Source organism: Halovibrio sp. HP20-59, from assembly GCF_033052795.2.
GTDB lineage: Bacteria > Pseudomonadota > Gammaproteobacteria > Pseudomonadales > Halomonadaceae > Vreelandella.
Map to the genome: position 1 here is coordinate 24,265 of NZ_JAWJUW020000027.1, position 11,444 is coordinate 35,708.

Annotated in this window: 9 protein-coding genes and 1 tRNA gene; 9 read left to right on the top strand and 1 reads right to left on the bottom strand. The window is 53.2% G+C overall.

Features of this window, described 5'->3' with window-relative positions; genetic code table 11:
• Positions 1 to 29 precede the first annotated feature (29 nt).
• The 6 genes from cysQ (at position 30) to RZA33_RS18440 (ending at position 7,020) form a co-directional block, all read left to right on the top strand.
• Entirely contained in the window at positions 30 to 803 is a 774-nt protein-coding gene (cysQ, locus tag RZA33_RS18415; RefSeq protein WP_317509173.1) for a 3'(2'),5'-bisphosphate nucleotidase CysQ, read from the top strand.
• A 103-nt stretch (positions 804 to 906) separates the two neighbouring features.
• Positions 907 to 2,820, top strand: coding sequence for a glutamine--fructose-6-phosphate transaminase (isomerizing) (gene glmS, locus RZA33_RS18420; RefSeq protein WP_317509174.1), 1,914 nt, complete (start codon positions 907 to 909; stop codon positions 2,818 to 2,820).
• Positions 2,821 to 3,061: 241 nt separating this feature from the next.
• Positions 3,062 to 4,651 carry a phosphoglucomutase (alpha-D-glucose-1,6-bisphosphate-dependent) gene (gene pgm / locus RZA33_RS18425; RefSeq protein ID WP_317509175.1) on the top strand — a complete coding sequence of 530 codons (1,590 nt, stop codon included), beginning with the start codon at positions 3,062 to 3,064 and terminating at the stop codon, positions 4,649 to 4,651.
• 35 nt (positions 4,652 to 4,686) lie between these two features.
• Entirely contained in the window at positions 4,687 to 5,088 is a 402-nt protein-coding gene (locus RZA33_RS18430; RefSeq protein ID WP_317509176.1) for a hypothetical protein, read from the top strand.
• Positions 5,079 to 6,125, top strand: a complete 1,047-nt coding sequence (locus RZA33_RS18435) for a hypothetical protein (RefSeq protein WP_317509177.1) — start codon at positions 5,079 to 5,081, stop codon at positions 6,123 to 6,125. Before RZA33_RS18430 ends, RZA33_RS18435 begins: the two co-directional genes overlap by 10 nt.
• A 34-nt stretch (positions 6,126 to 6,159) precedes the next feature.
• The gene (locus tag RZA33_RS18440; RefSeq protein WP_317509178.1) at positions 6,160 to 7,020 is read left to right on the top strand and encodes a UTP--glucose-1-phosphate uridylyltransferase; all 861 of its coding nucleotides are present in this window, start codon (positions 6,160 to 6,162) and stop codon (positions 7,018 to 7,020) included.
• 111 nt (positions 7,021 to 7,131) lie between these two features.
• On the opposite strand, the gene rfaH is transcribed toward RZA33_RS18440, so the two are convergent.
• Positions 7,132 to 7,650, bottom strand: a complete 519-nt coding sequence (rfaH, locus tag RZA33_RS18445; protein WP_317509179.1) for a transcription/translation regulatory transformer protein RfaH — start codon at positions 7,648 to 7,650, stop codon at positions 7,132 to 7,134.
• A 458-nt stretch (positions 7,651 to 8,108) separates the two neighbouring features.
• Between rfaH and RZA33_RS18450 the strand changes: the two genes are divergently transcribed.
• The 3 genes from RZA33_RS18450 to RZA33_RS18460 all read left to right on the top strand — a co-directional run bounded on the left by RZA33_RS18450 (position 8,109) and on the right by RZA33_RS18460 (position 11,319).
• Positions 8,109 to 10,058 carry a diguanylate cyclase gene (locus tag RZA33_RS18450; RefSeq protein WP_317509180.1) on the top strand — a complete coding sequence of 650 codons (1,950 nt, stop codon included), beginning with the start codon at positions 8,109 to 8,111 and terminating at the stop codon, positions 10,056 to 10,058.
• Positions 10,059 to 10,211: 153 nt separating this feature from the next.
• Positions 10,212 to 11,159, top strand: a complete 948-nt coding sequence (locus RZA33_RS18455) for an AEC family transporter (protein WP_317509181.1) — start codon at positions 10,212 to 10,214, stop codon at positions 11,157 to 11,159.
• An 83-nt stretch (positions 11,160 to 11,242) separates the two neighbouring features.
• Positions 11,243 to 11,319: transfer RNA gene (locus RZA33_RS18460), tRNA-Arg, on the top strand.
• The last annotated feature ends 125 nt before the right edge of the window (positions 11,320 to 11,444 follow it).

Consider the following 11,444-nt stretch of genomic DNA (forward strand, 5'->3'; position numbering starts at 1 on the left):
TTGGCAGTTTTTTTGCTAGGGATTAAACGATGACTGTGATTAATCAAGCCCTGTTGGACGCCGTTGAGGGCATTGCCCGCGAAGCCGGTGACGCCATTATGAGCGTTTACGCCCGCGAGTTCAGCGTGGAAGAAAAAGACGATAAAAGCCCGTTAACCGAAGCCGATAAGGCCGCGCACAATGTAATTGTGCGCGGTTTAAAGGCGCTGCCGCTCGACATCCCCATCCTCTCTGAAGAGGACATCGAGGGCTTTGCCGGGACCGATGCCGAGGGCCGTTATTGGTTAGTCGACCCCTTGGATGGCACCAAAGAGTTTATCAAGCGCAACGGCGAGTTCACCGTCAATATTGCCCTGATTGAGAACGGCAAGCCGGTGCTAGGCGTGGTGACCGCACCCGCGCTTGAGGTGGGCTATGTGGCCGCGCAAGGACTGGGTGCGTTTAAGATTGAGGCTAACGGTGAACGTAAGGCTATTTCTGTATCAGGTAAGCCCAAACCAGGCGTGTCGTGGCGCGTAGTGGGTAGCCGTTCGCACCCCAGCCCTGATTTAGCCGCGTGGTTGGAGCGGCTGGGTGAACACACCATGCTGCCCATGGGCAGTTCATTAAAGCTGTGCATCATTGCCGAAGGTTTTGCCGATGCCTATCCGCGTTTAGGGCCAACATGCTTGTGGGATACCGGCGCCGCCCATGCGGTAGTGCTTGAAGCAGGCGGCCGAGTAGAAACCCTGGAAGGCACTCCGCTCAGCTACGCCAATCCCAGCGAAAAGCTCAACCCTTATTTTGTGGTGTGGGGGCATTAAAGCAGCGCTTCTTAGCCTAAAATTGATGCACGTCTGGCTTTGAAAGTTACAATACTATACATTGAGAATTAAATATTAACCTAACGCTACCGGTGGGTATATTATGTGTGGCATCGTCGGCGCGGCTAGCGCAAATGATAGCATTCCCTTTCTACTTGATGGGTTAGCAACTCTAGAGTACCGCGGCTACGATTCGGCGGGTTTGGCGCTATTACCCAGCGAGGGGGTTAACGGCTTGCAGCGTGCCCGCTCTAAAGGGCGCGTGGCTGAGCTGGCTTTGAAAGTCGCGCAAGAAGGCATGAGCGGCAATGTGGGCATTGCTCACACCCGCTGGGCGACACACGGCGTCCCTGCTGAGCATAATGCTCACCCGCATATCTCCGGCGGTTTGGCGGTAGTCCACAACGGCATTATCGAAAACTACGAAGCTTTGCGTGAAAAGCTGCAGGGCTTTGGCTATGCCTTTACCTCTGATACTGACACCGAAACGATCGCCCACCTGATTCAAGCCTGCTTTAGAGGCCATATTGGCGAACCAGCAGAAAACCTGCTTTCCGCCGTACAGTGTGCCGTGGCGCATTTAAAAGGGGCCTTTGCCTTAGCGGTCATCAGTGAAGAAGAGCCTGACTGTTTGGTGGTTGCTCGCGAAGGCTCACCGCTCATGCTGGGCATTGCCGATGATGGCCACTACGCTGCCTCAGATGCCTCCGCGCTGCTGTCTGTGACCAAGCAAATGATGTACTTGGAAAACGGCGATATCGCTCGGTTGACCCGTGAATCGATCAGTTTGATTGATCGGCTAGGCCAGCCTGCCCAGCGTAAAGTGATTACCTCTAGCTTGAATGCTAACGCGGTAGAGCTGGGGGATTACAGCCATTACATGCAGAAAGAAATCTTCGAGCAGCCCCAGGCGCTTAGCAATACCCTTGAGATGATTAGCGGGGCAGGGCAGCTACAACCGGGGATTTTTGGTGCCGAGGCGGCCGATATCTTTCAGCAGATAGATTCGGTCCTGATTATTGCCTGCGGTACCTCCAGCTATGCAGGCATGACCGCCAAGTACTGGATCGAGCAAGTAGCGGGTATTGCCTGTAACGTCGAAATCGCCAGTGAATACCGCTACCGCCAAAGTGTGCCCAACCCTAACCAGCTAGTGGTGGCTATTTCCCAATCCGGTGAAACCGCAGACACGCTGGCTGCGCTGCATCATGCCAAGGCGCTGGGGCATCATTATACGTTGGCGATTTGCAACGTGCCCGAATCGGCCATTGTGCGTGAAACCGCGCTGCGCTTTATTACTCGCGCCGGGCCGGAAATAGGCGTGGCGTCGACGAAAGCGTTTACCACCCAGTTAAGTGCGCTTTTCCTGCTCACCTTATTGCTGGCCAAGGCGAATCAACGGTTGGATGAGTCTGCTGAAAAAGCCTATTTAGACGAGTTACGCCACTTACCCGTCGCCGTCGAAAAAGTACTGGCGTTAGAGCCCAGTATTCAAGCGTGGGCTGGTTATTTTGCGGATAAACAGCACGCACTGTTTTTGGGCCGGGGGCGGCATTATCCGATTGCCCTGGAAGGCGCACTGAAGCTTAAAGAAATCTCCTATATTCACGCTGAAGCCTACCCAGCGGGTGAATTAAAGCATGGCCCCTTGGCGTTAGTTGATTCAGAAATGCCGGTCGTCGTGGTGGCCCCCAACGATGAAACGTTGGAAAAGCTTAAAGCCAACATGCAGGAAGTCAGCGCTCGAGGCGGTGAGCTTTATGTGTTTGCCGATGGTGGCAGTACGGTAAAGCCCTCTGAAAATGTGCATGTATTGCAACTGCCTGATCCCATTCATTCTAAAAATACTGTTTCTAAAAACATCGGTTCTAAAAACGCCGATTTGAAAACCAATGGGCTGCTTTCTCCCGTGTTGCATGTAGTGGCGCTGCAGTTGCTTGCTTACCACGTGGCGTTGGTGAAAGGCACCGATGTGGATAAACCGCGTAACCTGGCTAAGAGTGTCACGGTGGAGTGACGAACACAGCAGCAGTTAAGCTGCTATCGTAGCCCTACGCTAGGAAACCTCTGATTAACTATTGCGCTCGACCATACGGCGTTAAAAATCGCCTCGTGCGCGAGTTCGATCAAAATGCTCATTTACAACCGTAAACTCCGCTTTTTCGTTGATTTTTGCCTTGTCTGGCCTTCGCTCATTACGTTAAGCAGAGGCTCCCTAGTTAAACGATCATCAGTGCTATTGTGCGAGGAAAAAAGGAATGGATGCCATTATTAAAGCATTTTTTGAGAAACAACCAGACGCTGCTAACCAAGCTGAGCGTGTGACGTTTGGTACCTCGGGGCATCGGGGGCGTTCGCTTAATTGCACGTTCAATGCGTTGCATATTCTGGCGATTACACAGGCAGTGGTCGATTACCGTGTGAAGTCAAATTACCAAGGACCGCTGTTTTTAGGGTTTGATACTCACGCGCTTTCGCGCCCGGCCTGGGAGTGTGCGTTGCAGGTGCTAGCCGCTAATAAGGTGCCTGTGTTTGTTGAAAAAGCACACGGCTACACTGCTACCCCCTTGGTTAGCAACGCGATTTTGACCCACAATCGTTCTCAAGATCAGGCTAACCCGGCGCTAGCCGATGGCTTAATTATTACGCCGTCGCATAACCCCCCTGAAGATGGCGGTATTAAATACAACCCCCATCACGGCGGCCCAGCAGATACCGACGCTACGAGTTGGATTGAGCTGCGTGCCAATGCTTACCTGTTGCGCCAGTTGCAGGATATCCCCACGGTATCGGTCGAAGAGGCGATCGCCCACGCTCAAGAGTACGACTTCACCGCGCACTATGTCGCCAAGTTAGCGGATGTGGTTGATATGAGCGTTATTCAGCAAGCGAATCTAACGCTGGGCGTTGACCCCATGGGGGGCACAGCGCTGCCGGTGTGGCAGGCAGTGGCCGCGCACTTTGGTTTGAATCTTGACGTAGTGAACACCACAGTGGATCCAGAATTTGCTTTTATGCCGCCTGATCACGACGGCAAAATCAGAATGGACTGTTCTAGCCCGGCGGCAATGGCCAACTTACTCAAGATCAAAGACCGCTTCGACATCGCGTTTGGCAACGACCCCGATGCGGATCGCCACGGCATTGTGGATGCTAACGGGTTGATGAACCCCAATCATTTTTTAGCTGTGTGTGTCGATTATTTGATTACCCACCGCCCTGAATGGGCCGAAACGCTCAAGATTGGCAAGACGCTGGTGTCGTCTTCGATGATTGACCGCGTAGTGGCGTTCCATGAGCGCGAGCTTTATGAAGTCCCCGTGGGGTTTAAGTGGTTTGTCGATGGCCTGCACGAAGGTTGGTTGGCTTTTGGTGGTGAAGAGAGCGCTGGCGCAAGCCTGCTGACTCGGGATGGAAAAGCGTGGTCCACCGATAAAGACGGCATTGTGCTTTGTTTGTTGGCAGCGGAAATCATGGCGGTGACCGGCAAACCACCCAGCGAGTATTACCGCACGCTAACGGAGCGCTTTGGCGAGCCTTTCTACAAGCGTGTTGATACGCCTTGTTCATCCGCCGAAAAAGCGGCATTTAAACACCTAAGCGCTGACAGCGTGACTGAGAAAACCCTGGCGGGCGAGGCTATCACGGCGGTGCTAGTGGCGGCCCCTGGAAACGGCGCGACGATTGGCGGCATTAAAGTGACCACCGAAAACGGTTGGTTTGCCGCCCGCCCCAGTGGTACCGAGTCGCTTTACAAAGTGTATGCCGAAAGCTTTAAAGGCTCGAAGCATCTGGATGAGTTGATTGAGAACGCGCAAAAGCTGTTAGCAGATGTATTGAAAGGGTAACGGCTGTTGCTTGGACATCATCAGGAAGGTAATGCATGAATACGTCGCTAACAGCAGTGAGTCACCGCCTTTACACGCCCATTAATGCGCTCATAAATCATGCCGAGCATTTGCAGGCGCAGCCGTTAAGCGATTTGCTTGGCAGCTGCTCAGCCACCGCGACACGCCGTGCAAAGGCCCTAGCGTTTACGTTCGGCACTCTCCATGTGGATTTTAGCAAGCAGCGCTTGACGACTGAAACGTTGGGATTATTAGTCGATTGGGCGCGCAGCACGGGGTTGGAAAAAAAGCGCGATGCACTTTTTGCTGGTGCGGTGGTAAATCCTTCAGAACAGCGAGCGGCACTGCACATGGCAGCGCGCTGGCCGACGACGGTAACGCCGCCCAATGGTATGCAAGAGGCTGCTACTTTTGCCAACAGCAGCGCTTGCGCCTAGCCGCCATGGTCGAGCGTTTACATCAGGGTGAATGGTTTGGGGCCACCGGGCAGTCAATCACTGATGTAGTGCATATTGGTGTCGGTGGCTCTGATCTAGGTCCACAATTGGTCAGTGAAGCGTTGGCGGATCGCCCCAGCTATACGCGCATTAACCTTCACTATGTTTCCAGTATGGATGGCGCCCAACTACTGCCGCTGATGGAGTCCTTGGATCCGGCTAAAACGCTATTAGTATTGGTGTCTAAGTCGTTTACGACTGCCGATACGCAATTCAATGTTCAAACGGCTTTAACATGGTTGAGTGAATCGCTTGAGCTTGATGTCCCTAAGGTTTGTTGCCATCAGCTAGTGGGGGCTTGGAATTGTCAATTCTTGAATATCCCCACCCATGTAATGCTGCCTTATGACAGTCGCCTGAGAAGTCTGCCTGCCTATTTACAGCAGTTGGAAATGGAGTCCAACGGTAAAAGCGTGTATTTGAATGGGCGGGCGGTCACACATGCTACCTGTCCCATTATTTGGGGCGATGTAGGGCCTAACGCGCAGCATGCGTTTTATCAATTACTACATCAAGGCGGGCACACGGTAAGCGCTGATTTTGTGGCGGTCGCCGAGCGCGAAGTGGTCGCTACCCAGAGTGTGCAGGCGTTGATGGCTGCCCAAGAGCAGCTAACGCTGGCGAATTGCTTGGCTCAGGCGCAGTTGTTTGCGTTAGGCGATGACGCTATTCCAACGGCCCTGCGGGGGTACATGGCGCAAGGGTATCGCGGCAATCAGCCCAACTCGTTATTACTCTTAAAACGGCTAGACGCCTGGAGCATAGGGGCGTTGTTAGCGCTTTACGAGCACAAGGTGTTTGTTCAGTCGGTACTTTGGGACCTTAACCCCTTTGACCAGCCGGGCGTTGAGCTAGGTAAACAGTTAGCCACAAGCCTTTATCAAACCCTGACGGGGGAGCCTCTAGAGTATGAGGTGGTGCAAGACCCAAGCACCGAGCAGCTGGTGCAGAAAATAGGTGAGTGGCGGCGCCATTAATTAATTAACGAATCACTTAATGAAGGAAGCAGTGATGACGCAAGTGCGCAAAGCGATTATTCCGGTAGCGGGTTTTGGGACGCGCTTATTACCCATCAGCAAGGCGATCCCAAAGGAAATGGTGCCAGTGGTTGATCGGCCACTGATTCAGCATGTGGTGGAAGAGGCCTTAGCAGCGGGGATCAACGAAATTATCTTAGTCACTCGCTCGGGTAAGTCTGCGATTGAAGACCACTTCGATGCGCATGCAGAGCTTGAGGAATCGTTGACGAACAAAGGTAAAGATGCGCTATTGGAAACCCTTTCCGCTATTGCGCCGCCACGGCTTAAAATCACCAGCGTACGCCAGCCTAATGCACAAGGCTTAGGCCATGCGGTTTTTTGCGCCGCCCATTTGCTGGGTGAGGGTGAACCCTTCGCTGTGATTCTGCCGGATGTGCTGGTGAAGCCCCAGGCGAACAGTGATAGCTGTGATCTTGGTGACATGGTGACACGCTGGGATGCGAGCAGCGCCGCTCAGATTATGGTGGAAGCCGTGCCGGAAGAGGAAGTTCACCGCTACGGCATCGTGGATTGCGGGGGAAGCGAGCCCAGGACGGGCGAAAGCGCTGATATGCGCGGTGTTGTTGAAAAGCCTAAGCCCGAGGAAGCGCCTTCACGGCTTTCAGTTATCGGTCGTTATGTGTTGCCTTACCGGGTGATGGAGCTGTTAAGTGATCAGCCGCCGGGAGCCGGGAATGAAATTCAGCTGACCGATGCGATTGATCGATTGATGCAGGAAGGCCAACCCGTACAAGCCTTCCGAATGAACGGACGCACGTTTGATTGCGGAAACATTGAGGGCTGGTTAAAAGCCAATACGCTTCTCGCCCGCGAAGCGGGGTATGAGTTATAAGCGAGTAAGCATATGCCAAAGAACAGCAAGCATTGCCGCCATCCGCGTCGCGGCGGCGGGTGGCCTATGCTGCTCTTTGCTCTCACCTGATACCCACCTTGTTACCCCCTGCTACAACTTGCTTAACGTCTCTAGCGGTACTTCAATGTGCTGTGGCCGATTAAGCACATTGAGCAAAACGATGGCGCGCTCTTCGCCCTTACAGCGGGTGAAAATAGCTTCGAGGTCTTTGAACGGGCCGTCGTTAATGGTGACCTTCTCTCCGGTGCTGAAGTAAGTGTGGCTACCTTCTTCGTGATGAGGTTGGGCCCGTAGCGTTTCGACCAACGGCTCGGGAACGGCGACTGGCCTGTTGCCGAAGGTGAGCAGGCGCAATACGCCACGCGTAGAGCGAATCGGTCGCCAATCACTGGCGACTTGATCCAGGCGGATAAACAGATAGTAGGGAAATAGCGGTTCTGCAACAGTGATTAGCTTGCCCTGACGCTTACGCTGGGCGTTAAGCACCGGGTGAAACACCTCATACCCTTGGTTAGTGAGGTTGTCGGCGGCCCGAAAGGATTCCCCTCCTTTGCATTGAATGACGTACCAAGAAGGTGTTGAGCCTTCAGCGTCGCTAAAACAATCCATGCCTATATCCTTGGGTCTATAACAATAATAAAGTATTACAGTAGCGCGCCTAGTGCATCAAGCGTTTGCTTTACGTTTGCCTTATACCGCCGAGTGTTGTTGCCATGATCCGGCTCGGTGGCATGCTCTCTATAAGGAAAATCAGCTGGGAGTACCTTAATGTCGTCCTCAGCGTTTCATACACACAATGACATTGGCTATCACAGCTGTGTAGGGTGCTGATACGCTAGGGTGTGCTCGAAATGAAGATAAAAACCAGGTTTCGCTGGTATTTCCAACGCGCGGAACGCTGCTTTTTTTGTTAACTTAGGTTAGTTGTGTCTCATAATACTATTAATCAAAGTTAATGGCCTACATCACCTCACCCCAAAAAAGGTAATTCGGTGCGTTTTTTTCGCCCTTTAAATCAGTCATATGGCTTTCGTTCTTTACGAGGGCGGCTTCTGCTGGGGCTGGCTATGACCTGGCTAGTCGTGGTGACGTTAGTGCTAGGTATGGCGTGGCAGCTAGGTAAAACGATGGTGGATGAGACCAATATGTCTCACCTGCGCTACGAGTCCACCATGCTGGCGGACGAAATTACCCAGCAAATAGAGTTGCGTTTTCAAGCCTTGGAGCGTTTAAACACAATTATTGGTATCGCCGATGACGCGGATTGGATTAGTGATGAACTGCGCAACAATGACCCCCTTCTAGCCTTGTTTGAAGGGATTGTGGTGAGTAACCCAGACGGTCGCATTATTGCAGACTGGCCAGCGCTTGTGGGTAGGGTAGGACTCGAAACCGCTGAGCTTGAATATTTCCGTATGCTGCGTGGTACCCGGCGCCCTTACGTTAGCGAGCCTTTTGTAGGACGAGCGAGCGGTATGCCGATAGTGCTGGTTAGCGTCCCAAGATTTAACCAACAAGGCGATTTCAATGGTTTTATTGGTGGGGTTGTCAGCCTTGATTCAGGGGGAATCTTTAGCCGCTTAGCCAAGGTGCGCTTGGGCGAGAGAGGTTATGCCGCCGTTGCGACTGCATCAGGAAAGATTTTATATCATCCCAATCGTTCGTTAATAAATTCACCCGTGCCGAGCGAGGAGTTTAACCCGTTGTTAAACTTGGCGCTTTACGGCTGGCAAGGGGACGGAGTTGGCGAGATTTTAAGCGGCGAAACAGCGCTGCAATCCTATGCGCAAGTTTGGCCAGCCAGCTGGGTTATCGGTCTCTTTTTGCCCGTTGAACAAGCACAGCTTCCACTAGCGGACTTTATTAAACAGCTATGGTGGCTATGGGTATTGCTGGCGCTTTTGATGATGCCGTTACTCTGGTGGATGCTGGGACGAGTGCTTTCTCCCCTTCGCCATTTAGAAAAGCAAATTGGTGAAGTGGGTCTGGGTTACCGCGAAAACGTTAGCCTAGCGACCAATATGCAAGAGTTACAGCAGGTGGCGTCTACCTTTAACCGGGTGGAAGGAGAACGACAGCAATTGCTTGGCAACCTGCAGGAGCGCGAGGCCTTTCTGGATTCGGTACTCAGTGCGGCGCCCCAAGGGATGTTCGTCGTGGATATTAACGGCGATATCACTTATATGAATCCAGCCCTGTTGGCCATGTTGGGAATTACCGCTGAAGTGCCGATGGAGGAATGGATAAGACAAATCCACGTTGACGACCGCGCTGGGACGCGAGATATGTGGCAGCACAGCTTGCGCACCGGCAGTGATTTTGTGCGTCAGTTCCGGTTCGTGCGCAGCGATAACGAGCTTCTATGGTTGGACGTTCATGCCCGCGTGGTCACGCTTTCGCAAGATGGGTATACGTTAGGTTTGGTTGGTGTTGTGAAAGACATCACCGAGCGCCGACAGCAGGAGGCGCTACAGCGCTGGGAAGCAGAACACGACCCGCTGACGGGTCTGTTAAATCGACGTGGTTTTGAGCGCCGTTTGGAAGAAGCCTTTGCTGACTTTCAAAAAACCAGCACCCCTTCGGCGCTTTTACTGTTCGATTTAGACCACTTTAAGCCCATTAATGATGAAGGTGGCCACGCGCTAGGCGATGAAATGCTTCGGCGTATCGCCCAAATAGTCGCCTGGGAGGTTCGCCGTAGCGACCATGTGGCCCGGCAGGGCGGCGATGAGTTTGGGGTGCTGCTGCCAAGTTGTACCTTGCCTCAGGCGAAGAAAATTGCGGAGTCTTTGCGTCAGGCGGTGGGTGAGATTTCGGTGACCCACGAAGGCAAGGAGTATATGGTCACCCTGAGTATTGGCGTTACCACGTTTAGTGAATACGATTCCTCTATTGTCGACGTGATCGGGCGTGCCGATGCAGGCAGTTACGAAGCCAAAGATAAAGGCCGAAATGGCGTCGTGGTAAATATGCCACTTGAGTCTGATCAGGCGACATTCTTCGATCTACCTGGTTAAACCAAGCCAGCTCTTTATACGGATCTATGCGCGCCCAACTGTTTAGCCAATACGGCTAAGCAGTTGGCGGGGGGATCGACAAACCTCGCTGAGCAGGAGAATATAAGTAAGTGCTGAACTTGTTGTTAAACTCAGGCTGACCGAGATTTCGCTGTGAACCTACTTGAACTGTTTGCCCGCACGCTGGATGTCACGCTGCCTGTATTCGCGATGGTGTTTGTAGGCCTGGGTCTTAAGCGCTTGAAATGGATCGATAGCGCCTTTGTCTCGACCGCTTCAGCGCTGGTATTTAGAGCCACGCTCCCCACACTGATCTTCCTCAGTTTGATAAAAGCCGACTTAAGCGTTGCATTGGATGTCCCGCTCATGGTGTTTTTTGCCACCGCGACGCTGGGGCAGTTTCTGCTGAGCTGGGCGTGGGCGCACTATCGAGTAGCGCATGATGACCGGGGCATTTACGTACAGGGTGCGTTTCGTGGCAATTGTGGGATAGTAGGGCTGGCGTTAGCGGCGGGGATGTACGGTAACTATGGCCTTTCGGCGGGCAGCCTGCTGTTAGGCGTCGTCATTGTGGTATACAACGCGCTCTCGGTGGTCATACTGGCGTTCTACCAGCCTGGGCAGGCAACCGATTGGCGCAGCCTACTCAAACACGTTGCCACTAACCCGCTGATCGTCTCTGTGTTTGTTGCGCTGCCGTTTACTGCGTTTTCGATCCCGCTGCCCCGTTGGTTGATCACCTCGGGGGACTACTTTGCCTCTCTAACGCTACCGCTGGCGTTGATTTGTATCGGCGCGACGCTTTCCGTGTCGAGCATGCGCGACAGTAGCCAAGTAGCACTAGGCGCCAGTTTGATGAAAATGGTCGTGCTGCCGGTGCTTTCCACGCTGGCAGCTTGGCTGCTGGGCTTTTCAGGCGCACAGTTAGGCTTGTTGTTTCTGTTCTTTGCCAGCCCCACCGCGGCAGCGAGCTTTGTTATGGTTAAAGCGATAGGCGGCAATGTGGCCCTATCCGCCAATATCATCGCCATCACCACGCTGATGGCGAGTATTACCGTTACGCTGGGCGTCTTTACGCTGCGTTTGCTGGGATGGATATAGTCCAGGAATGAATGACGCCACCCGGTTGGCCCTGCTTAAGCGGACGCGTTATACTACGCACCCGCTCGTTTAGACCGCGTTAAGTCCCTGTAGCTCAGTAGGATAGAGCAGCCGCCTCCTAAGCGGCAGGTCGCAGGTTCGACTCCTGCCAGGGACGCCAACGGGCTACCTTGAGTAGTCCTGATTAAGACAAAAAAGAGTGCAATGCTCTAGGGCCTGTTGACGTTTCACATGGGCAGCCATAAAAAACCACAAGCTAAGGCCACCATGCTTTCGTAGTTTCGC